The following is a 21,329-nucleotide window of genomic DNA, read 5'->3' on the forward strand; positions in this document are numbered from 1 at the left end:
CAGGGTACCGGCGGGTCCGCTAGCCGGTCGCCACGGCACTGCCCGCCAGGGGAACGCGCAGCCGTCCTGCCGACGTGCTGGCGGCCATCCGCCGGTTGGTACCTGACCGATCCACAACCAGGCCGGTCGCGGCGTTCTCGCGCACGGCGTTGATGCCCGCCGCCGCGCTCTTGATGGAGCTAAAGAGCGGTGACACGGCAACTACCGTGCCATCCGCCGCCGTTAACCTGAAGAAATAAGCCTTATCGCCAGCCTGCGCGATCTCAAAAATGCCAGCCAAACCGCTGCCTCCCCAATTCCTTGCGTCGTTGCAATAGCCGGCGGTTCGTACGGGAATTCGCCAGCCTTTCGAGGGTAGTCGGGTGACGGAGCCCACACAACGCTACCGACGGGTACGTTACAGGCGGTGACTTCTGTCACTCATTTGGCGTGGTCGTACGAGTCCACCACCGCCACGCTGACCGGAAATTCGACTGGAATCCGGCCGAACAACAGTTCCTTGGCGGCAGTCGCGGAGGCCTCGATCGCCTTGATGCAGTCGCCGACGGCGCTTTCGGGGCAGTGCACCATGACTTCGTCGTGGAGGAAGAACACCAGTTCGCCAACGGCTGCGCCGTCCGATCGCATGGTGCGTAGCCGGCGCCTGAGTTCAGCGAGCCAGCACGCCGCCCAATCAGCGGCCGAGCCCTGGACAACGAAGTTCCGGGTGAAGCGGCCGCGCGAGCGGGCGATCGAGTCCGCCCGGCGCTGTTCTTCCGCGGTGGTGGAGTGCTGGCTCTGCAGCCAGCGGTCCGACGGCGGCGGGCTGCTCCTGCCCAGCCGTGAAGTGACGGTCTTGCCGGCTTCGCCGTCGCGGGCGGCCTGCTCGACGAAGCCCACGGCGCGGGGGTATGTGCGGGCCAGCTGGGGCATCAGCCGTCCGGACTCGCCCGTCGTCGCCCCGTAGATGGCTCCGAGGAGGGCCACCTTGGCTTTTGCCCGGTCGCCGCCGAAGCCCTGCGCGGCAATGCCTGCATAGAGGTCCTTGTCCCGGGCGGCCTCGGCCATCTTGGAATCCTGAGCCAGCGCCACGAGCACACGCGGTTCCAGCTGCGAGGCGTCGGCAACGATCAGTTTGTGGCCTGGATCGGCGTGGACCGCGCCGCGGATCTGGCGCGGGATTTGAAGCGCCCCGCCGCCCCGGGACGCCCACCGGCCCGACACCACGCCGCCCACCACGTACTCAGGCTGGAACCGCCCGTCCTTCACCCAGGTATCGAGCCAAGCCCAGCCATTGGCCGCGTGGAGACGGGCCAGCTTCTTGTATTCCAGCAGCGGCACGATCGCGGGGTGGCTGGATTCCTTCAGCTCCCATTGGCGGGTGGTCTTCACTTCGATGCCGTTGCGGTGCAGGGCGCGCATGAGCTCCTGCGGGGAGTCCGGGTTCAGCGCCGGCGACTTCAGCAGCAGCCTCAGATCGACCGTGAGTGATTCGAGTCTGGCCGGGCGCTGTCCCGGAGCCGGGCGGGGTCCGAGGTGATCCGCGAGAATCTGCTCGTGCAGTTCCTCCCGCCACGGGACACCGGTGTGCTGCATTTCGACGGCGATCATGGCCCCGGCAGATTCCGCCGCGAGCAGCAGCTGCAGCCGTTGGCGCCAGCTGGCGTCGGTGACGGTCGCCGTGCCCGAGTCCGTTCCCGCCTCCGTTCCCGCCTGGCTCAGCGCCGCCTGCTGCGCGGCGTACTCGGCGCGGAGAGCCTCAAGGGACTGGCCGGGACGCTGGCCGGGGGCCGGGGCATCGAACAGGGCCCCCTGTTCCGGCGGCGGGGCAGGGGGCTGCAGGCCCCGCGGTGGCTGGTGCAGCTCGTCGTCCTGCGTCAGCTTCTCCGCCGCCTGCGCATAGCCGGTGTGCGCGGTGAACTCCGAGTGGGCCAGGATTGAACCGCACAACGTGAGGTCGTAGCAACGCTCGAGATCCACCCCGGCGCCCAGAAGCGCCGGGTACCAGTCCTGCGTCCGGTGCCAGATCCAGCGCGGGTGCCGCGCCTCAAGCCCGCGCACAACTCCGGCGAGGTCGCCGACGCTGACAACCCGGGGTCCCGGATTGGACGGTTCAGGAGCGCCGTCCGCCGTGAGTTGCTGCAGCGCCGCGCCGTCGGCGTGGGCAGCGAGCAGCAGGTACATAGGGTCAATTCTGCCCTGCCCCGGGGCGTGGTCCGTGCGCATCTCCTCGCCGCGGCGGCAGGAAGGCCGCGATGCTTGTCCACATAGCCCACGACGGCGGTTACGCCGCGCTTGGCGCCCGGGCACAGTGGCAGCATGAACAGGCACCAGCAACGTGGTCCAGGCTCGCCGCCTCCGCCGGAGCAGGGGCCCTGGATCCCCGGGGATTCCGCGGAAACCCTGCTCGTCACCGGGATCGATGTGCTGCGCGGCGAAGTGGAACGCATCGTGGCGGCGGCCGGCGGCCAGCTGCGGACGGTGCAGGACGTTGCCGAGGCTGCACCGTTCTGGGACGCCGCGGCCGCCGTGCTGGTGGGCAGTGACATCCGCGAGCTGCCGCCCCGGCGGAGGGCTCCTGCCGTGCTGCTCGGCCTCAAAGGTGACGGGGACGGGCTGTGGCATCTGGCCGCCGCCGTCGGGGCTGAACGCGTCGCGGTGCTGCCGGAGGCGGCCGCCTGGCTGGCGGAATACCTGAGCCGGTCCCGCGCGCCGGAAGCCGGCGGAGTCGTTCTGGGTCTCACCGGCGGCTGCGGCGGTGCCGGGGCCACGACGGCCGCCATCTGGATCGCGCAGGCCGCCGCCGGAACCGGGATCCGCGTGCTCCTGATCGACGGCGACCCCTGTGGCGGCGGCCTGGAACTGTCGTTGGCCGCCGAGGACGCCCCCGGGCTCCGCTGGCCGGATCTGGCCGGGGTGAGCGGGAGCATCGACCCTGCCCAACTGCACGATGCGCTGCCGGGCGCCGGCGGATTCGCTTTCCTGTCGTGGCCGGGTACCCGGGATCGTGCCGTCGGTGTGGACGCGGTCACCGTGGCCGCGGTGCTCGACGCCGCCCGCCGCGGCTGCGAGTTGGTCGTGCTGGATATTGGCCGGGAACGGGAGGCCTTGCGGGCCTTCGCCGGCGAATGCGACCGGATCATCGTCGTCGCGCCCGCCCGGCTGCGGGCCGCCGTCGCCACGGCCTGGCTGGTGCAGGAGCTTCCACTTGTGGACACCGCGCTCGTGGTCCGGGCCGGTCCCGGCGCCGCCTTGGATGCGCCACTGATTGCCGACTCCGTGGGGCTCGCCCTTCAGGGCATCATGCCAGACATCAAGGGTCTGGCCGGAGCAACGGAACTCGGCCGCCTTCTGGAAGCCGGCCGGCAGCGCGCCGTCCGCCGGTTCGCCACCGGAGTCCTTGACCTGAACGGCGGAGATGCCTCATGAGTGCCCATGCGGCCGTGGAACCCGCCGAACCGGAACAGCCCACCCGGCGGGCTCCGGGGCGCCGGCGTTCGCAGGGATTTCTCGATCAGACGCTGCTGGATTCCGTGCGCGAGTCCGTCATGGCAGATGCTTCCCCGGTGACTCCGTCGCGGGTGGCGGCCGCGGTGCAGGCCAGCGGACGGCTGCTCGGCACGGCCGGCGCCCTGGCTGCGGTGGAGAGCATCAGCGCGGAACTGAACGGCCTGGGCCCCTTGCAGCCGCTCACCCGGGACCCCGCCGTGACGGACATCTTTGTCAACGGGCCGGACTCGGTCTGGCTGGACCGCGGCGGCGGTCTGGAGAAGGCGCCTGTCGTCTTTTCCGGGGAACCGCAGATCCGGGCCCTCGCCGCGAGGCTGGTGGCAGCCGGCGGCCGCCGGCTGGATGACGGTTCGCCGTGCGTCGACGTCCGGCTCGACGGCGGCTACCGGGTGCACGCGGTGCTGCCGCCCATTTCCACGGCCGGAACCCTCCTGAGCGTGCGCATCCGCCGGGCCACGGTCTTCACCATGCCCGAGCTGAGGCGCGACGGCATGTTCGGGACCGGAACGTCCGGGAGCGTGGTCCAGTCCGTACTCGAACGCATGGTGGCGTCCAGGCTGAGCTTCCTCATCAGCGGAGCCACCGGCTCGGGGAAAACGACGCTACTGGCTACGCTGCTGGGACTTTGCCACCCGGGGGAGAGGCTCGTCCTGATTGAGGACGCCGCGGAACTGAATCCGGTCCACCCGCACGTCGTCGCGCTGGAATCCCGGCACGGAAACCTGGAAGGCGGCGGTGCCGTGGACCTCGGCGAACTGGTCCGCCAGGCCCTGAGGATGCGGCCGGACCGGCTGGTGGTGGGCGAATGCCGCGGCGCGGAAGTCCGCGAACTGCTCTCGGCCATGAACACCGGACACACCGGAGGCGGCGGGACCATCCACGCGAATGAGGCCTCGGCTGTTCCCGCCCGGCTGGCGGCCCTTGGCGCGCTCGCCGGCATGGGCCAGGACGCCGTACGGCTGCAGGTCGCCAGTGCGATCGACGCCGTCGTACATGTCAAACGGACCGAAACCGGGCGCCAGGTCGCGAGCATTGGAATCATGGAGGCCGACGACATTGGCCTGACAGTCACCGGCGCATTGGACGTCCAACAGGGCCGGCTCCGCTTCGGCCGGGCCTGGCCGCAGCTGGCACACCGTCTCGGCCTGGATCCCGGGCTGGCCGGAGCGGGCCCCTCCGAGCTACAGGAAGCGCGGCCGGCAGAGCGCCCGCCGGGATCCGGACACGAACCCGCGAGGGCAAGGACGCTTCGATGACCGCCCTGGTGATCTTCGCCTTGGTGCTGGCCGTGTGGCTGGCATTTCCCTCCTCGCGCGCGGCCGGTCAGCGTATCCGCAGGGCATTGCAAGGGGCCGGCACCGGAAGTTCCGCCGCCGATGCGCAGCCGCGATCCCGCCGGCTTTGGGCTGTCCGGCGATTCCGTGGCTTGCACGGTAGGGGATCAGCAGATGCTGGGACCGTGCCAATGACGGTGGTGGTCCAACAGTTGGCCGCGCTGCTGAAGGGAGGGCGCATCCCCGCCCGGCTGTGGGACGAACTCTGGGTCCTGTACGGCGGGGACGCTGCGCGGGAACGGTCCGCGGGCCAGATGGCGGGTCACGGTGCCGGCCGCTACCAAGCCCGCGAAGGCTCCGGAACGGTCCTCGGCCCGGAGTCCCTCAGGATCCTTGCGGCCGCGCGTGCCGCCGCCCTGCGCGGGTCCTCCGTGGCCTCGGCCATCCGTCGCGAGGTCTCCGGCAGCACTGCCGGCGACGGCACCGTCGTTTTAGCCATGGGGGCGGCGGGCGTCCGCGCCGGCCGGGACGTGCACGTGTGGGGCGAGCTCGCCGCATGCTTTGACACAGCCGAGGCCAGCGGTTGCCCGCTGGCCGATGTCCTGGCGCGCTTTGCCGCCCACCTTGAGACGGAGGACGACGCCGAGGCCGCCCGGGAGACCGCCCTGGCGGGTCCGCGCGCGACTGTCCGTTTACTGACCTGGCTCCCGCTGTCCGGTCTGGCTCTCGGCCTGCTGCTGGGCGTGGATCCGGTGGCGACGCTGCTGGGGAACCCCTGGGGCCTCGCGGCGCTGGCCGCAGGTGTGGTGCTGACCGCCGTCGGCCGGTTGTGGTCCTCACGGCTCGTCCGGGCCGCGGCGGAAGCCCCATCGTGACTCCGCGGCCGCCGTGAGGCCCGAACTGGCCGGATTCGTGGTGGCAGCGAGCCTGGCCGGTGCAGCCGCAGTGGTCCTCGCCCGCCCGGACCGGGCCCGCCGGCGGCTCCGGCGCCAATTTCCGGCCCCGGCACACCCGGCCGCCCGACGTCCGGCGCCCGGCGGCACCGGACGGCGCGGAGGGCATGGGTTCCCAGGCCTGCGGGATACCGCCATGATGCTGGAACTGATCGGCGCCATGCTGGATGCGGGTGCCGGGCTTGGCCGGTCCCTCGAACTCGTCGCCGCCCTTGTGACTCCGGAACTCGGGCGACAGCTTCGGCCGGTCGTATCGGCACTCGCAATCGGCGCCGACTGGGACACAGCATGGCGCAGTTCCGGTGCCCGGGCGCCCCAGCTCCTCGCCCTGCGCGACGCGCTTTGCTTCGCCGCGCTCACCGGAGCCCCCTCCTCAGCGCTGCTCTATGCCCAGGCCGCCCGGCTTCGCCGCGAACGCAACAGGGCGGCCGAGCAGCGTGCTGCTGCGCTGGGCGTGAAACTCGTTGTGCCGCTGGGCCTGTGCTCCCTGCCGGCGTTTGTGTGCCTCGGCGTCGTGCCCGTGCTCCTGGGGCTGATCCCGGCCTGATGCCGGCAGCTCTCCTCCACAGCCCGCCCGTAGGGGCACGTTTTCCACTTGGCGGACCTCGGGGCTTACGGCGCAACAGCCCAGCCGGGAGAGTCGAAGCAGCCGGCGATCCTGCCGGTGTCCCGTGGAAGGAAAAGCAGATGTCAATAAGTCAGGACGGTCCCGCTGCAAATCGGAAGGACGCAGGGGAGGGCGGTGTGGCCGAGGTGTACGAAATCTATCCCGGCGCCAGCTCGGTTGTCCCCGTTCAGCCGCGCCGGCGCAGGAGGCCGCCATCCGCGCAGGCGGGAATGGCCACCGCTGAATATGCCATTGCAACGCTGGCCGCCGTAGGGTTCGCCGGGGTCCTCGTGTTCATCATGCGCAGCGATGAGGTCCGCGGTTTCCTCCTGAACCTCATTCGGACTGCGCTCACGCTGCCATGAAGGCAGGCTGGCGCGGCTGGGGCGGTGGCAGCCGGAAGGAACCGCCGCGCACCGCGGAGTGCCGCGGGGCGGTGACTGCGGAGTTCGCCGTGGCGTTGCCATCGGTCGTGTTCCTGCTCGCCCTGCTGCTGGCGGGTTCGGCGGCGGGAGTGACGCAACTGCGCGTCGAGGAAGCGGCCCGCGGCGGTGCCCGCGCGCTGGCGCGGGGAGCGGGGGCCGGCGAAGTGGGTGACATTGTCCGCCGGCTCGCCGGCGATACGGCAGCGGCCGAGGTGACACTCGACGGCGAATGGCACAGGGTCACCGTGTCCGGCCGCGTCCCGGGGGCTGTCGGTTCTCTCATTCCGTGGCTCCTGAGCGCCAGTGTGTGGGCGCGTGCTGAGGCCCCGGGTGCTGCACAACAGCCCCGCTTGAATGGTGCCTCCCGCTCCCCGGGGCAGGGCACCTGATGTCGCCGGCACGTCTCTGGGCCCGGGCGCCGCGGCCCCGAAGTTCGGATCCTGACCATGCCCCGCACCGCTGGAGGCCTTCGGAGCGGGGCTCCGGGACGGTCTTGGCCCTGGGGCTCGGGCTGGTGGTCATCGCGGCGGTGGCCTTGCTGCTGCTTCTGGCCCAATCGGCCGTCGCGGCGTCGCGGGCTGCGGCGGCTGCCGACCTCGCGGCGCTGGCTGCCGCGGATGCCGCACGGGGAATCACGTCCGGCGAGCCCTGTGCCGTGGCCCGGGAGGTCGCGTTGAAGAACGACGCCGCGATGGTTGCCTGTTCTGAGGGCGCGGACGCCACAGTGCAGGTCCGCACCGAGCTCGGCGCCGGACCGTTCCTCGGGGCGGCCACAGGGCTGGCCCGGGCGGGACCGCCGCCTGCGCCCGGGAGCCAGACCCCGCCGTGAACGGCGCCCCGTTCCCTGCGGAGGACCAGACGCGGAGGGCCGGAAGCCGCGAATCTGCCCGCGGCTGGCTCCGCGAATCGTCCCTTGGCTGGCGCCGACGTCCCGCGGTGGCCGCTCCGAGGTGCCACGGCCGTGCGCCGGCGAAATGATGCTGAGGCGCGGTTCAGGCTCGGAGCGGCTGGGCGGGCTTCTCTCCCGTTGTCACGGCCGCGGCCGCCGGTGCGCCGGAGTTGCCGCTCTGCATCAGTTCGCTGGCGTCTTTGAGCAGCACGTTGATCAGTGTGACGGCAGCGTCCTTGTCGAGCGGGTTGTTCTTGTTGCCGCACTTCGGTGACTGGACGCAGGACGGGCAGCCGGACTCGCATTCGCAGGCCTTGATCGCGTCGCGGGTGGCAGTCAGCCACAACCTGGCCTTGTCGTAGCCGCGTTCGGCGAAGCCGGCCCCGCCGGGGTGGCCGTCGTAGACAAAGATGGTGGGCACTCCGGTGTCGGCGTGGATGGCCGTGGACACTCCGCCGATGTCCCAACGGTCGCTGGAAGCCACGAGCGGCAGGAGGCCGATGGCCGCGTGCTCGGCCGCGTGCAGGGCTCCGGGGAACTGCGCCTCGATCAGCCCGGCGCCGGTCAGCGAGCGGTTGTCCACGACAAACCAGACCGCCTTGGTAAACAGGTCCCTGGCGCCCAGCTCCAGGGGTTCCTCGCCGAGGATCTCGTTCGAAATCAGCGCCTTGCGCTGGAAGGAGACCACCTGGGTTGTCACTTTCACGTCACCGAAATGCACGGCCACATCGCCCCACTGGGTGGTGCGTTCCGTTTCGAGGACCTCGATCTGGGTCACGTCCCGGGCGGTGGTGTAGTAGTCGGGGTTCGCCCGGCGCACCATCACACAGTGATCGTCCTCGTTCAGGTCCTCCACCACGTAGCTGTCGCCCTGGTGGACATAGATGGCGCCGGTATGGGCCTGGTAATGGGTCTGGGGCGAATCCATGGTGCCGAGCAGGGAGCCGGTCTCGGCGTCCACGATGCTCACCGGACCTCCCCCGTCGGCCCGGAGGTTCACCATGGCCGCGGCACTCTGCGGATGGGTCCAAAACCATCCGGCCGGCCGTTTGCGCAGGTAGCCCTGCAGAACCAGCCGGTCCAGCAGCTTCTCCGACGTGGCTCCGAAGAGGTCCAGTTCGGCGAACCCGAGGGGAAGTTCCGCGGCGGCGGCGCACAGGTGCGGGCCCAGGACATACGGGTTGGAGGGATCGAACACCGTGGCCTCCACCGAGACGTCGAAAATCGCCTCGGGGTGGTTCACCAAGTACGTGTCCAGCGGGTCATCGCTGGCCACGAATGCCGCGATCGCGTCCTGGCCGGCGCGGCCCGCCCGGCCGATCTGTTGGAACAACGACGCCCGGGTGCCCGGCCAGCCTGCGACCAGCACGGCGTCGAGACCGGAAATGTCGATGCCCAGCTCCAGCGCGGACGTGCTCGAGACGCCCAGCAGTTCGCCCGAGCGCAGCGCCTTTTCCAGAGCACGCCGCTCCTCCGGCAGGTAGCCCGAGCGGTAGGCGGCCACACGCTGCGGCAGGCTGGGGTCCACCTCGTCGAGGAGGCGCTTGGCGATGGAGGAAATCGTCTCTGCCCCCCGCCTGGACTTGATAAACGCAATGGTCCGGGTGCGGGAGGACACCAGGTTGGCCAGCAGGTCGGCGGTCTCTGCGACGGCGGTCCGGCGCTCCTTGGCACCGTTTTCGCCTCGGAGCTCCGTCAGGGCCGGCTCCCAAAACGCCACGGTGGTGGAGCCATGAGGCGAGCTGTCTTCGGATACGGCGCGCACCGGTGCGCCGATCAGCCGGCCGAAGGACTGCTCGGGATCAGAGGCCGTGGCGGAGGCCGCGATGAACACAGGTCCGGGATGCGAGCCGCCGGGGCTGTAGTAGGCGCAGATCCGGCGCAGTCGGCGCATGAGGTTTGCCACATGGGAGCCGAAGACCCCGCGGTAGCTGTGGGCCTCATCCACGATCACATAGCGGAGGCGCCGGAAGAACCTGGCCCACCACGCATGGTTCGGGAGGATGCCGAAGTGCAGCATGTCAGGGTTGGCGAGGATGAAGTTCGCGTGGTCGCGAATCCAGCGCCGGGAAGCGGGATCGGTGTCGCCGTCGTAGGTTTCGGCCCGGACGGTGGGGAGCTTCAGGGCCCGGATGGCGGCCAGCTGGTCGGCCGCCAGTGCCTTCGTGGGGGACAGATAGAGGGTCACGGCGCCGTCGTCGTGGATCTTCCCGGGATCGGACAGGACCCTGAGCTCGGAACGGTGGATCGCGTCCAAGGCCGGCAGCTGATACGCCAGGGACTTCCCGGACGCCGTGCCGGTGGCGATGACCACGTGCTCTCCGGCGTGAGCCAGTTCGGCGGCCTGAATTTGGTGGAGGTAGGGCTCGTGGATGCCCAGGGAACCGTACGCTTCTACAAGATCCGGGTGGGACCACTCCGGCCACGGCGCATTGACGGCCTGGCGGGCCGGGATCGTCCGCACATGGCGCAGCTGTTCCGGGTCCGGGCCTCGGCCCAGCAACGGAATCAGGGACTCATGCGGGTTCACTCACACATTCTTTCATCCGGCCTCAAATCGCCCGCCCGACAGGCGGCCGCGGCCCCAGCGCGGCGAACGGCCAAACGGGGGTCGCGCGGGGCAGCCAAGAGGTCGGCAGGTTGGCCGGGCGCCCGTTCCCGGGCGGGGTCACCGCGCGCGGCGCCTCAATCGACGGACAGGTCCGCCCCTTCGTCCGACGTCGACAACATCAGTACGTGGGAGACCATGCGCCAGCCAAGGTGCGAATACAGTTTTTGCCCGTCCAGCGAGGCGAGCAGCAACCCGGAATCCACGTCGTGTTCGAACGCCTGGGCGGCCAGGGCCTTCATGATGAAGCTGCCCAGCCCCCGCCGCTGGTAGGTCGGCGACGTCACGATGTTGTCGAAGATGGCGGTGTTTCCCACCACAAACACGCGTCCGCTCGCGGCGACCTCATCGCGAGCGCGGACCACCGCGTGGTGGACGCCGTCCGTCCGGGATGTCTCCAGCTTGAGGTCGTCGTCCGAAAGCCACGGGTCCTCCGAGTCCTGGGTCTCCATGTCCACAATCATCATGGTCTGGGAAGCCGAGGTGACATGGAGGCCGTGCCGCGGTCCGAGGACCGAATACCTGGCAACGTCGTTGGTGAGAATCGTGAGGACTCTGGCCGGCACTTCGGCCGTCTTCGCCGCCAGCTCAGCGAACTCTGCATCGGAGGGATCATAGGCGAAGTATTCCCATTCGTGGGTGGTGTCCGCGCGAAAAGCCGCAGGGAACCGTCCCTCCCTGCGTGTCTCATATCCGCGACAGCCTGCCCATCCGGCAACCCAGACTTCCAGCAGGTGAGTGGTGTCTTCAACCATGGCGTCAAGACTCATGTGATGAGCGTATTCCAGCAGTGCCACGAGCAACAGTGGCCGGGTCGGGGAAGGGCGCTTGCGTACCCAATTGTGACTGTTGGCCGGCCCTCCTTCCCAGCAAGTACCCTTAAATACGTGGCTTTGAACAGGATTGTGCTCTTTTACGGCTTTACCCCCCTCACTGACCCGGACGCCGTCCGGCTCTGGCAGCGCGCCCTGTGCGAAAAACTCGGCCTAACCGGCCGCATCATCCTCTCCAAGGACGGCATCAACGCCACGGTCGGCGGGGAATTAAACGCGGTAAAGCAGTACGTCAAGGCCACCCGGGAGTACAAGGGTTTCCACGACATCGACGTGAAGTGGTCCGACGGCGGCGCGGCAGACTTCCCACGGCTCAGTGTGAAGGTGCGGGACGAAATCGTGTCCTTCGGCGCCCCGGGCGAGCTTAAGGTCGACGCCGGCGGAGTGGTGGGCGGCGGAACCCACCTCAAACCCGAGGAGCTCCACGAACTCATCGAAGCCAAAAAACAGCAGGGCGACGAGGTCGTGTTCTTCGACGGCCGCAACGGCTTCGAGGCCCAGATCGGCAAGTTCAAAGACGCTGTGGTCCCCGACGTTGCCACGACCCATGACTTCATCAAGGAACTCGACTCGGGCAAATACGATGCCCTCAAGGACAAACCGGTTGTCACCTACTGCACCGGAGGCATCCGCTGCGAGGTGCTTTCGAGCCTGATGGTGAACCGCGGGTTCAAGGAGGTCTACCAGCTCAACGGCGGCATTGTCCGCTATGGCGAGGCCTTCAAGGACCAGGGCCTGTGGGAGGGCTCCCTGTACGTGTTCGACAAGCGCATGCACCTGGAGTTCAGCGGGGATGCCAAGACCATTGGCGAGTGCGTCCGCTGCGCGGCGCCCACCAGCAAGTTCGAAAACTGCTCGAATCCCAGCTGCCGGACTCTCACGCTCTACTGCACCGGGTGCGCCGCGAGCCCCGAAACCCTGCGCTGCCCCGACGGCTGCGCCGCCTAAGACACGCTCGGGACTTCTTGGGCGGCCGGAACCCTCAGATTCGGCTCACCCGGTATGCGTAGTTCGCCGGCCCGTTCGCATCCACTTTGATCGACAGCACAGCATTTGCGGCCAGCTGCACCACATTCACCCTGGACGTCCCGCACCGCAGATTCAGGTCCACGAGCTCGCTGTCACCGTTCTCGATGGAAAAGGAGACCCGGCGAGCGCTCCGGCAAGCCAGAGTCAGGGCGTAGGTACCCTTGGGCAGCACGGTTGTGGTCTCTTCCCGCTCCTCGTCGGCCGCCAGCGTCCCAAATCCAGTATGGAAAACCTGCCCCGCGGCGTCGGGCAGTGCCTCGTGGACCCAGGCGTCCAGCTCGTTGCCGGACACCGGCTCAGTGAGGTGGGGGTCCCGGGGCAGGGCGGCGTCAGTGGTCGGCGCAGCGGCAGCGGAAGTCGATTCATCGTCCCAGTGGTCGGCGCTGTATTCATACTGGCAGCCGGACAGGATCGTCCCAATAAATACCGCAACTGAGAGCACCACGGCGGGGGCCGGGGTGCGCTGTCGCGGCGCCCTGCTCGCCGGCACAGTTGGCATAGCCTGAGATTAGGGTTGCCCGGGATCAAGCGCCAGAGGCGAAAGGACCGGTTCGGGCGGGCCCGTCAGAGGGTGCCGGGCCGGACCCCGGTGATCCGGATGTCGGCGGGTCTTACTCCGACGCTGCCAGGTGGTAGGCGTAGAGGAGCGGGGCATCCACACTGGACGTGCTGAGCTTGACCTCGCCGGCCACAGGCACTTTAATGCGGGCGGTTTCGCGGCTGCCGTTGCAGGCGGCTCCCGCTTCGGCCAGTTGGCTGCCGTCCAGGCTGACGGCGAAGAACGCCTTGCCGCCGCCTTCGCAAGTCATGGTCAGCGTGTAGTTGCCCGCGGGCACGCCGGACGCGGTCCGGACTATCGGATCCCGGTTCAGGATCTTACCGGCATCCTCCAGCACCGTTCCGGGGGCCGAGGGCAGGGCGGTTGCCTTCCACGCCGGGACGTCGGCGCTCTCAATCGAACCGGCCGGGGAACAGGCCGTTGCGGCCAGTACGACGACGGCGGCGGCGGCCGCACCTGTGAGCGCCCGCCGGACCAGCCGGGCGGTCGGGGTGTGGGAGGAAGGGAAAATCATGCCTCAAACTTACCGTCTCGCAGGCTCCTGTCCGGCCGCATGGGCCTTCCCCAGCGCCCTCGCCCGCGGACCCTTGACTTTGACGTTGCGTCAAAGTTTAGAGTCGAAGGACGGGGGCAGCGGCCGGCCGGGGGAGCGGCACACGCCGAAGGCAGAGGGAACGGGCCGCCCGAGGGAACAGGCCCGAGGGAAACAGGAAGGCGGACGCATGGACTGGTCAGTCCAGCAGATCGCGAAACTGGCCGGCACCACCGGCCGGACGTTGCGACACTACGACGACATCGGCCTGCTCAGGCCAAGTCGCACCGGCAGCAACGGCTACCGGTACTACGGCCAAGAGTCGCTGGTCCGTCTGCAGCGGATCCTGCTCCTGCGCGATCTGGGGCTCGGGCTGCCGGCGATCGCGGAGGTGCTCAGCGACGAGGCGGACGCGGAGCATGCACTGGGCCGGCACCTGGCGTTGCTGCTGCAGGAAGAGGACAGGCTGGGCCGGCAGATTGCTTCGGTCCGGCACACCATTGAGGCATTGCAAACGGGAGGAAAGATCATGGCGGAAGAAATGTTCGACGGTTTCGACCACACCAAGTACCAGGAGGAAGTCCAGCAGCGGTGGGGAAAGGATGCCTACGCGAAGTCCGACACTTGGTGGCGCGGCATGGGGGCGGAGGAGAAGGCTGCCTGGACGGAGCAGTCCCGGCAGCTCGGCGCCGACTGGGCGGCCGCTGCGGAGTCGGGGGTTCCGGCAGCCAGCGCGGAGGCGCAGAACCTGGCCCGGCGCCACGTCGAATGGCTCCGGGGTATCCCCGGCACCCCGGCGGCGTCAGCTGCCGCGGGCGGCCCCGCGGCCGGCAACAACGCCGGAGCTCCGGACATCAGGGGGTACGTGACGGGACTCGGGGAGATGTATGTGGCCGACCCCCGTTTCGCCGCGAACTACGGCGGTGCCGACGGCGCGGCCTTCGTCCGGGACGCCCTGAAAATCTACGCGGAGACCGAGCTCTAGCCGGACCTGCACGGCCCGGGACCACCCCGGGCCAAGCCGCGGCCGCACCGTCTGGGGCCAACGACCGCCCAACCGCCGGGGACAAGCCAAGGCCAAACCACCGGACTAAACCCCGGGACTAAACTTGTCCGGTGACTTCCTCAGCGCAGGGCCCCGCCGCACCGTCCCATTCAACTCAGGCCCATTCAACCCAGGACCGTTCAACCCAGGACCGTTCTACCCAGGACCGTTCTACCCAGGACCGTTCAGACCGGGCGCCCTCAGCCCCGTTCACAGCAGGCAACACTCCGGACGCTCCGCGGAGCGACCTTCCCGGCCTGCTCGAGGCCCTGGCGGCGGACCTACGTGGCGTTGGCTATACCGTGGACGGGGTTGCGGAGCTGCTCGGCGAGGCCGCGCACTCCGCCCTCGGCCGGGACCAGCTCATCCCTGCACTGATCGTCACGGGGCGCTCCCTCGGTGAGCCGGCGACGGCGGCGCTCGCCGGCGTCGTGCGTCTCTGGCTCCTCTCGGAGCCGCAGCGCGCGCAGACCCTCGACGCCGCGCTCCCAGGCGTCCGCACGGCGGGGCTGCTGGAACTCGGGCTCGTGGGGCCGTCGGACCAGGACCTGATCCAGGCCAAGGTGGACCTGAGGCCCTACGGCTGGGACCCGACCGTGGGCGAGGACGGGGTCGGTGAGGGCGGGGCGGACCTCTGGGTGGCCAGCGACCTCTCGGCCCACCAGCGCGCAGGGGTCCTCCGCCATGACCACGTCCTGGGGATCGGGCAGGCCTCCACCACCCTGGTCCAGGTCACCGCCCGCCGCCACGTTGCCAGGGCCCTCGATCTCGGCACCGGCTGCGGCATCCAGACCTTTCACCTGCTGCACCATGCCGAGCACGTGACCGCCACGGACATTTCCGCACGCGCACTGGCTTTCGCCCGGTTCAACCTTCTGCTCAACGCCGACGAGCTGCACCTGGACCCGGCCGACCTCGACTCCCGCGTCAGCCTCAGGCTCGGGTCCCTGCTGGAGCCGGTCGCGGGGGAGGAGTTCGAGCTGGTGGTGTCCAACCCGCCGTTCGTCATCACGCCCCGCAGCCTCGGCGAGACCGCCACGGACCAGTTCACCTATCGCGACGGCGGCCTGCCGGGGGATGAGATCGTGTCGTCGCTGGTCCGCGCGCTGCCCTCTGTCCTTGCCCCGGGCGGAACGGCCCAGCTCTTGGGCAACTGGGAGATCACGGCCGGTGCCGGCTGGGCCGACCGGCCGCAGAGCTGGGTCAGCCCGGCCGCCGATGTCTGGTTCATCCAGCGCGAGCAGGTGGGCCCGGAGCAGTATGCCGAGACCTGGCTGCAGGACGCCTCGGAAAACCGCGACCGCCGGCTGTACCAGGAGTCGTACGCGGCCTACCTCGACGACTTCGCCTCGCGCAAGGTGGCGGGAATCGGCTTTGGCATGATCTGGCTGCGGAGGCCCGCCGACGGCGCCGGGCGGGTGCTTTCCCGCTTCGAGGAGATCACCTACCCGATCGAACAGCCGGTGGGGCCACACCTGGGCGCCGCCGTCGAGCGTGCCGACTGGCTGGCCGCCCACGACCTGGGCGCCGCCCACCTGCTGGTCGCGGAGGACGTCACCGAAGAGCGGCACCAGCGCCCGGGGGCGGAGCACCCCGGGGTTATCCTGCTGCGGCAGGGTGCCGGGCTGCGCCGCACCAACCTGCTCAGTACCGAGCTGGCCGGATTCGTCTCAGCGTGCGACGGCGACCTGTCCGTCGGGCAGATCATCGGCGCCCTGGAGGCGCTGCTGGGCGGCTATGAGGGATTTGACAGTGCCGAGTTCCGCACCGGCCTCCTCGAGGAAGTGGGGAACCTGGTCCGCGACGGCTTCCTGCTGCCCGCCTGAAACGGCGCTCGCCGCCTCAGCCGCCGGGCTGACTCCGCTGCCCTCCCGCCCGAACCGCGGCAGGACGTACGCCGTGAGGGCCAGGGCCACCAGGGCGCCCACCGCCCCGGTGAGCACGAAGCTGAAACGCACCGGGACCACGGCGCCGAGGAAGCCGCCCAGTGCCAGCGCGCCGATGGAGACGGCGCGTGTCATGCCGCCCACGATCGCCAGCGCCTGGCCGCGCCCGCTTTCCGGAATCCGCAGGATCGCGATGGCTCCGAAACAGGCGTTCAGGACGCCGCAGGCCGTGCCCGTCGCCGTGTAGGCCACAAAGAGCAGTTCCACGTTCGGGACCAGCCCCGTGAGGACCAGGAACGCCGAGGCTCCGGTCATGGACGCCAGCAGCACGCGCAGCCGGACCACCGGTGTCTTGATGCTGCCGGCCATCGCCGCACCGGCCGCCATGCCGAGGCCGAAGGCTGCGGCCAGCAGCCCGTACTGCGTCTCGGTGGCGCCAAGTTCGCCGCGGGCCAGGAACACCTCCAGCACGTTGCTGGCCTCGCCGACAATGATGAAGAACATCGCCCCGAGGACCAGGGCCCAGACCAGGCTGTCCCGGCGGATCAGGCGCAGTCCGTCGAGCAGCGCCGGCTTCGCCTGGCCGGCCCGTTCGGCCGCCGTGCCGCGGCGGGTCCGGATCAGCAGGGCGCCCAGCCCCATGGCGACGTAGCAGCCGCTGGCCACGGCGAAGACCAGTCCGGTGCCGCCCCAGCCGCTGAGCAGGCCGCCCGCGGCGGGACCGGCCATGCCCGCAATCATGATGGTCGCCTGCATGGTGCCCATGGCCCGCGGGGTGCGGTCCTCGCCGACGATCCGCGGCAGCAGGGCCTGCCAGGTGGGTCCGGCCACCGCCTGGGCCGCGTCGAGCAGGAACGTCATGGCAAACAGCACGGGCAGATAGTTCTCCAGGTACTGCATGCCCAGCCCCATGCCGGCGACGGCGGCGGCGCTGACCGCGGAACTCGCCGTCGCCAGCGTGCGGGAGTCCATGGTATCGGCGAGCCGGCCGGCCCACGGGGCCAGCAGCACCAGCGGCAGCGCCGAGCACAGCAGGTACGCGGCCACCAGCCAGGGCCCGGCGACGGGCGTTTCGCCGGCGGCGGCCGCGTTTTGCAGGTGCAGCATGACGCTGACGACGACGGCGCCCATCCCCGCCGTCGCCACGAACCGGGCGGTGCCGGCGATCAGGAAGTCGCGGTTGCGCCACAGCGGCTGCGCCGGTGCTGCGGAAGTGGACGCATTATGAAGTGTTTGTTTCATAAATAGGAAAGTAGTCCGATCCCGGAATGGATGTCAAGCATTTCTTTCATAGTTTGGAGAGGCTGGATACACTGGAGGAGTGAACGCAGAAACCCCGACGGCGGAGTCCACGGCTCCGCCGGCCACCAAGCGCCGGCATCGCCCGGAGAAGCAAGTGGAAATCACTGACCCGAAGGCGATCCGTGCCCTCGCCCACGCCGCCCGGCTGGAGGTCATTTCCGAACTGTATTCCACCCAGGTGAGCCGGACGGCCACCGAGCTTGCCGCGCAGACCGGCCTGACTCCCAGTGCCATGAGCTACCACCTGCGGGCCCTGCAGAAGTGGGGCATCGTGGTTCCCGCAGAGACGGCCGGGGACGCCCGGGAGCGGCGCTGGAAGGCCGCCGGCACCGATTTCACCATCCACTCGCTAGGGGGAGTGGCCAGCCCGGAACTCGCCGTCCTGGATCTCGAGCTCGACGCCTACCGCCGCCGGGTCCTTGCCTACGCCAAGGCCCGCAACGCCCGGCGCGAGAACGGCGACACCGCCGACGGCCCGTCCTCGGTAGTGCTGGCCAGCAACCTCCTGTACCTGACGCCGGAGCAGCGGGCCGAACTGAACCGGCGGGTCTTTGACCTCCTGCGGGATTACGAACTCGAGGATCCGGACCACGTGCCCGAGGGCGCCGAACGCATGGCCACGATGTGGTCCATGATTCCGGATGACCGCGGACCGGCGGCCGCCAAGCCGGCCCCGGGCAAGGACTGAGCCGGCCACAGGTCGAGCCAGCAACGGGCAAGGGCCGGGCCGGCCGCCGGCGAGGCCTGAAAACCACCCGAGGCGCCGTCTTAAAGCCACCCCCGGCACGGCCGGATGTTGCCTCCCGCGCGCCCTCGATGGCAGCCGGACACACGGTCTGATCGCGGCCGGAACCCACCTCCGCCGGGCCGTCATTTCCGGCCGGATGCGCGGGATTCTGCAAAATATGGTGAACTAGGCGGGTATGGGCGCATCTGCCCGAGCCACCTTTTTCTGTAGGAGCACCGTGCCAAGCAAGGCCAAAACCGGCAAGAAACTCGTGATCGTGGAGTCTCCCGCCAAGAGCAAAACCATCGCCAAGTACCTCGGCGAAGGCTTCATTGTGGAGGCCTCCATCGGTCACATCCGCGACCTTCCGCAGCCCTCGGAGCTCCCCGCGGAACTGAAGAAGACCCCGCTGGGCAAGTTCGCCGTCGACATCGACAACGACTTCAAGCCTTACTACGTGGTGTCCTCGGACAAGAAGAAAAAGGTCGCCGAGCTCAAGGCCCAGCTCAAAGACGCCGACGCTCTCTATCTCGCAACCGATGGGGACCGCGAAGGCGAGGCCATCGCGTGGCACCTGCTCGAAGTGCTCAAGCCCAAGGTTCCGGTTTACCGGATGACCTTTGGCGAAATCACCAAGGAAGCCATCCACCGCGCCATGGACAACCTGCGCGATGTCGACCAGGACCTGGTGGACGCACAGGAAACCCGGCGCGTCCTGGACCGGCTCTACGGCTATGAGATCTCCCCCGTGCTCTGGCGCAAGGTGGCCCGCGGCCTCTCCGCCGGCCGCGTGCAGTCCGTCGTCACCCGCATGGTGGTGGACCGCGAACGCGAGCGGATGGCCTTCAAAGCCGCCTCCTACTGGGACCTCACCGGCCAATTCGGCGCCGATTCCGGCTCCTTCAAAGCCAAACTCGCCGCCGTCGACGGCGCCAAGGTGGCCAGCGGGCGGGACTTCAACGACAACGGCGAGCTGACCTCGCGCAACGCCGTCCACCTCAACGAGGAACTCGCTGCCTCGCTCGCAGCGGGGCTGCAGGACGCCGAATTCCGGGTCCGCTCCGTCGACACCAAGCCGTACACCCGCCGCCCGGCAGCGCCGTTCACCACCTCCACCCTGCAGCAGGAGGCCGGCCGCAAGCTGCGCTTCTCCTCGAAGAGCACGATGCAGGTGGCCCAGCGCCTCTACGAAAACGGCTACATCACCTATATGCGTACGGACTCGTCCGCGCTGAGCAACGAGGCCGTCACGGCCGCCCGGCGCCAGGCCTCCGAGCTGTACGGTCCCGAGTACGTGCCGCAGTCGCCGCGGGTCTACAGCGGCAAGGCAGCGAACGCGCAGGAAGCCCACGAGGCCATCCGCCCCGCCGGTGACTCCTTCCGCACGCCGGCCCAGGTGGCCAAGCAGCTCTCCGGCGACGAATTCCGGCTCTACGAGCTCATCTGGAAGCGCACGGTAGCCTCGCAGATGGCTGACGCCAAGGGCTCCACCGCCACGATCCGCCTCGGCGCCGTCACTGTTGGTGACCCGGCCGACCAGCGCGACGCCGAATTCTCGGCTTCGGGCACTGTCATCACCTTCCCCGGATTCCTCGCCGCCTATGAAGAAGGCAAGGACGAAAGCCGCGGCGACGACGAGTCCGAGGAAGCCCGCCGGCTGCCCAACGTGGCCAAGGACGACGCGCTCACGGCCACCGACATCGTCGCCGTCGGGCACGAGACCTCGCCGCCGCCGCGGTACACCGAAGCCTCGCTGACCGCGGAGCTGGAAAAGAAGGGCATCGGCCGCCCGTCGACCTATGCCTCCACCATCTCCACCATCCAGGACCGCGGCTACGTCCGGAAACAGGGCTCCGCGCTGGTCCCGAGCTGGATCGCGTTCTCCGTGATCCGGCTCCTCGAACAGCATTTCCACGACTACGTGGACTACGAGTTCACCGCCGACATGGAAGCCGACCTGGACAAGATCGCCAACGGCCAGGCGGCAGGACCGGCCTGGCTCAAGCACTTCTACTTCGGTGAAGACTCCGAGCCCGGCCTGCTGAGCATCGTGAACAACCTCGGCGAGATCGATGCCCGCGAGATCAACTCCATCCCCATCACGGACGCGATTACACTCCGGGTCGGCAAGTTCGGCCCGTACCTGGAAAGCTCCACCGCCACCGTGGATCCCGGGACCGGCGAAGTGGTTGAAGCGGCCCGCGCCAACGTCCCGGAGGACCTGGCCCCGGATGAGCTCACGGCCGCCAAAGCCGTTGAACTCATGGAGACCGCTGCCCCGGAGGAGCGCGTCCTCGGCGCGGACCCGCACACCGGGCACACCATCGTGGCCAAGAACGGCCGCTACGGCGCCTACGTCACCGAGGTCATCCCGGAGATGACCGAGGAACAGCTGGCCAACCAGCCCGTTGAGTACTACAAGAACGGCAAGCCCAAGCCGGCGAAGAAACCCGTCAAGGCCAAGCCCCGCACCGGATCGCTGTTCGCGTCCATGAGCGTGGACACCATCACGCTGGACGAGGCCCTGCAGCTCATGAGCCTGCCCCGGGTGCTCGGCCAGGACGCGGACGGCAACCCGATCACGGTGCAGAACGGCCGGTTCGGCCCGTACCTGAAGAAGGGTACGGACTCCCGCTCGATCGGCTCCGAAGAGGAGATCTTCACCATCACGCTCGAGGCGGCGCTGGAGATCTACTCGCAGCCCAAGCAGCGCGGCGCCCGGGCCGCGGTCCCGCCTCTGGCCGAGTTCGGACCGGACCCGGTCTCGGAAAAGAACATTGTGGTGAAGGAGGGCCGGTTCGGCCCGTACATCACCGACGGCATCACCAACATCACCGTGCCGCGCAGCACCGCGGTCGAGGAGCTGACCCGGGAACAGGCCGTCGAACTCCTTGCCGAGAAGCGGGCCAAGGGACCGGTCAAGCGCACGACGACGGCCCGCAAGGCACCCGCCCGGAAGGCCTCCGTCAAGAAGTAGGACAGCCCACCGAATTCGCCGGAAACGCGCGGTTTCGCCGGAAATTCGGAATGAATCAAGCTGTTTGTGACAGCGGGTTGGTTTTGTGGTTGATGCCGGCGTGGGTCGGGGCGGCTGGTGCGGTGGGTTTGTTTCGGTAGCGGTGAGGGTGCCGGGCGTGGCAGGCGTTGAGGGTTGCTTGGCGGCGTTGGCGT

Annotated in this window: 18 protein-coding genes and 1 pseudogene; 12 read left to right on the forward strand and 7 right to left on the reverse strand. The window is 69.2% G+C overall.

Features of this window, described 5'->3' with window-relative positions; all coding sequences use genetic code 11:
* Nucleotides 1–19 precede the first annotated feature (19 nt).
* Nucleotides 20–376 (reverse strand): YegP family protein, encoded by a 357-nt coding sequence (locus tag AC1DKQ_RS18565; RefSeq protein ID WP_476884450.1) that lies wholly within the window; start codon nt 374–376, stop codon nt 20–22.
* A 44-nt stretch (nt 377–420) separates the two neighbouring features.
* Nucleotides 421–2,163 carry a bifunctional 3'-5' exonuclease/DNA polymerase gene (locus AC1DKQ_RS18570; protein ID WP_476919781.1) on the reverse strand — a complete coding sequence of 581 codons (1,743 nt, stop codon included), beginning with the start codon at nt 2,161–2,163 and terminating at the stop codon, nt 421–423.
* A 135-nt stretch (nt 2,164–2,298) separates the two neighbouring features.
* Here AC1DKQ_RS18570 and ssd point away from each other — a divergent pair, with 135 nt between their 5' ends.
* The 7 genes from ssd to AC1DKQ_RS18605 all read left to right on the forward strand — a co-directional run bounded on the left by ssd (nt 2,299) and on the right by AC1DKQ_RS18605 (nt 7,577).
* Complete coding sequence (gene ssd / locus AC1DKQ_RS18575) at nt 2,299–3,408, forward strand: septum site-determining protein Ssd (RefSeq protein ID WP_476919782.1); 1,110 nt, start codon at nt 2,299–2,301, stop codon at nt 3,406–3,408.
* Nucleotides 3,405–4,745: a TadA family conjugal transfer-associated ATPase gene (locus AC1DKQ_RS18580; protein WP_476919783.1), complete on the forward strand. Its 1,341-nt coding sequence runs from the start codon at nt 3,405–3,407 to the stop codon at nt 4,743–4,745. The genes ssd and AC1DKQ_RS18580 overlap by 4 nt, the downstream gene beginning before the upstream one ends.
* 209 nt (nt 4,746–4,954) lie before the next feature.
* Nucleotides 4,955–5,638: a hypothetical protein gene (locus AC1DKQ_RS18585; RefSeq protein WP_476919787.1), complete on the forward strand. Its 684-nt coding sequence runs from the start codon at nt 4,955–4,957 to the stop codon at nt 5,636–5,638.
* 13 nt (nt 5,639–5,651) lie between these two features.
* A complete protein-coding gene (locus AC1DKQ_RS18590) occupies nt 5,652–6,263 on the forward strand; it encodes a type II secretion system F family protein (RefSeq protein WP_476919784.1) in 612 nt (203 codons plus the stop codon).
* A 140-nt stretch (nt 6,264–6,403) separates the two neighbouring features.
* The gene (locus AC1DKQ_RS18595; protein ID WP_476919785.1) at nt 6,404–6,688 is read left to right on the forward strand and encodes a DUF4244 domain-containing protein; all 285 of its coding nucleotides are present in this window, start codon (nt 6,404–6,406) and stop codon (nt 6,686–6,688) included.
* Nucleotides 6,685–7,137 (forward strand): TadE family type IV pilus minor pilin, encoded by a 453-nt coding sequence (locus tag AC1DKQ_RS18600; RefSeq protein ID WP_476884456.1) that lies wholly within the window; start codon nt 6,685–6,687, stop codon nt 7,135–7,137. Before AC1DKQ_RS18595 ends, AC1DKQ_RS18600 begins: the two co-directional genes overlap by 4 nt.
* Nucleotides 7,137–7,577 carry an Rv3654c family TadE-like protein gene (locus tag AC1DKQ_RS18605; protein WP_476884457.1) on the forward strand — a complete coding sequence of 147 codons (441 nt, stop codon included), beginning with the start codon at nt 7,137–7,139 and terminating at the stop codon, nt 7,575–7,577. The genes AC1DKQ_RS18600 and AC1DKQ_RS18605 overlap by 1 nt, the downstream gene beginning before the upstream one ends.
* A 163-nt stretch (nt 7,578–7,740) precedes the next feature.
* On the opposite strand, the gene AC1DKQ_RS18610 is transcribed toward AC1DKQ_RS18605, so the two are convergent.
* Nucleotides 7,741–10,167, reverse strand: a complete 2,427-nt coding sequence (locus AC1DKQ_RS18610; protein ID WP_476919786.1) for a DEAD/DEAH box helicase — start codon at nt 10,165–10,167, stop codon at nt 7,741–7,743.
* A gap of 155 nt (nt 10,168–10,322) precedes the next feature.
* On the reverse strand, nt 10,323–11,015 hold the full coding sequence (locus tag AC1DKQ_RS18615; RefSeq protein WP_476884459.1) for a GNAT family N-acetyltransferase: 693 nt from the start codon (nt 11,013–11,015) through the stop codon (nt 10,323–10,325).
* Nucleotides 11,016–11,132: 117 nt separating this feature from the next.
* Between AC1DKQ_RS18615 and trhO the strand changes: the two genes are divergently transcribed.
* The gene (gene trhO, locus AC1DKQ_RS18620) at nt 11,133–12,026 is read left to right on the forward strand and encodes an oxygen-dependent tRNA uridine(34) hydroxylase TrhO (RefSeq protein WP_476884460.1); all 894 of its coding nucleotides are present in this window, start codon (nt 11,133–11,135) and stop codon (nt 12,024–12,026) included.
* A 34-nt stretch (nt 12,027–12,060) separates the two neighbouring features.
* On the opposite strand, the gene AC1DKQ_RS18625 is transcribed toward trhO, so the two are convergent.
* Together AC1DKQ_RS18625 and AC1DKQ_RS18630 are read right to left on the reverse strand one after the other, a co-directional pair.
* Nucleotides 12,061–12,606, reverse strand: coding sequence for a DUF6023 family protein (locus AC1DKQ_RS18625; protein WP_476884461.1), 546 nt, complete (start codon nt 12,604–12,606; stop codon nt 12,061–12,063).
* A gap of 112 nt (nt 12,607–12,718) precedes the next feature.
* On the reverse strand, nt 12,719–13,180 hold the full coding sequence (locus AC1DKQ_RS18630; RefSeq protein ID WP_476884462.1) for a hypothetical protein: 462 nt from the start codon (nt 13,178–13,180) through the stop codon (nt 12,719–12,721).
* A 208-nt stretch (nt 13,181–13,388) separates the two neighbouring features.
* Between AC1DKQ_RS18630 and AC1DKQ_RS18635 the strand changes: the two genes are divergently transcribed.
* Both AC1DKQ_RS18635 and AC1DKQ_RS18640 read left to right on the forward strand, forming a co-directional pair.
* Entirely contained in the window at nt 13,389–14,183 is a 795-nt protein-coding gene (locus tag AC1DKQ_RS18635; RefSeq protein WP_476884463.1) for a MerR family transcriptional regulator, read from the forward strand.
* A gap of 317 nt (nt 14,184–14,500) precedes the next feature.
* Complete coding sequence (locus tag AC1DKQ_RS18640; RefSeq protein ID WP_476884561.1) at nt 14,501–16,069, forward strand: DUF7059 domain-containing protein; 1,569 nt, start codon at nt 14,501–14,503, stop codon at nt 16,067–16,069.
* 27 nt (nt 16,070–16,096) lie between these two features.
* Here AC1DKQ_RS18640 and AC1DKQ_RS18645 read toward each other — a convergent pair.
* Nucleotides 16,097–17,371 (reverse strand): annotated as a pseudogene (locus tag AC1DKQ_RS18645) (MFS transporter); the annotation flags it as partial.
* A gap of 79 nt (nt 17,372–17,450) precedes the next feature.
* On the opposite strand from AC1DKQ_RS18645, the gene AC1DKQ_RS18650 reads away from it, so the two are divergent.
* The gene (locus AC1DKQ_RS18650; RefSeq protein WP_476884464.1) at nt 17,451–18,119 is read left to right on the forward strand and encodes an ArsR/SmtB family transcription factor; all 669 of its coding nucleotides are present in this window, start codon (nt 17,451–17,453) and stop codon (nt 18,117–18,119) included.
* Nucleotides 18,120–18,396: 277 nt separating this feature from the next.
* Nucleotides 18,397–21,135, forward strand: coding sequence for a type I DNA topoisomerase (gene topA / locus AC1DKQ_RS18655; protein ID WP_476884465.1), 2,739 nt, complete (start codon nt 18,397–18,399; stop codon nt 21,133–21,135).
* The last annotated feature ends 194 nt before the right edge of the window (nt 21,136–21,329 follow it).

It is taken from the genome of Arthrobacter sp. 05L421 (assembly GCF_056397785.1).

What these genes read in the sequence shown, in the direction of transcription:
- AC1DKQ_RS18570 (WP_476919781.1), bottom strand. Translation starts at nt 2,163, where the DNA reads ATGTACCTGCTGCTCGCTGCCCACGCCGACGGCGCGGCGCTGCAGCAA.
- ssd (WP_476919782.1), top strand. Translation starts at nt 2,299, where the DNA reads ATGAACAGGCACCAGCAACGTGGTCCAGGCTCGCCGCCTCCGCCGGAG.
- AC1DKQ_RS18580 (WP_476919783.1), top strand. Translation starts at nt 3,405, where the DNA reads ATGAGTGCCCATGCGGCCGTGGAACCCGCCGAACCGGAACAGCCCACC.
- AC1DKQ_RS18585 (WP_476919787.1), top strand. Translation starts at nt 4,955, where the DNA reads ATGACGGTGGTGGTCCAACAGTTGGCCGCGCTGCTGAAGGGAGGGCGC.
- AC1DKQ_RS18595 (WP_476919785.1), top strand. Translation starts at nt 6,404, where the DNA reads ATGTCAATAAGTCAGGACGGTCCCGCTGCAAATCGGAAGGACGCAGGG.
- AC1DKQ_RS18600 (WP_476884456.1), top strand. Translation starts at nt 6,685, where the DNA reads ATGAAGGCAGGCTGGCGCGGCTGGGGCGGTGGCAGCCGGAAGGAACCG.
- AC1DKQ_RS18605 (WP_476884457.1), top strand. Translation starts at nt 7,137, where the DNA reads ATGTCGCCGGCACGTCTCTGGGCCCGGGCGCCGCGGCCCCGAAGTTCG.
- AC1DKQ_RS18615 (WP_476884459.1), bottom strand. Translation starts at nt 11,015, where the DNA reads ATGAGTCTTGACGCCATGGTTGAAGACACCACTCACCTGCTGGAAGTC.
- AC1DKQ_RS18625 (WP_476884461.1), bottom strand. Translation starts at nt 12,606, where the DNA reads ATGCCAACTGTGCCGGCGAGCAGGGCGCCGCGACAGCGCACCCCGGCC.
- AC1DKQ_RS18630 (WP_476884462.1), bottom strand. Translation starts at nt 13,180, where the DNA reads ATGATTTTCCCTTCCTCCCACACCCCGACCGCCCGGCTGGTCCGGCGG.
- AC1DKQ_RS18635 (WP_476884463.1), top strand. Translation starts at nt 13,389, where the DNA reads ATGGACTGGTCAGTCCAGCAGATCGCGAAACTGGCCGGCACCACCGGC.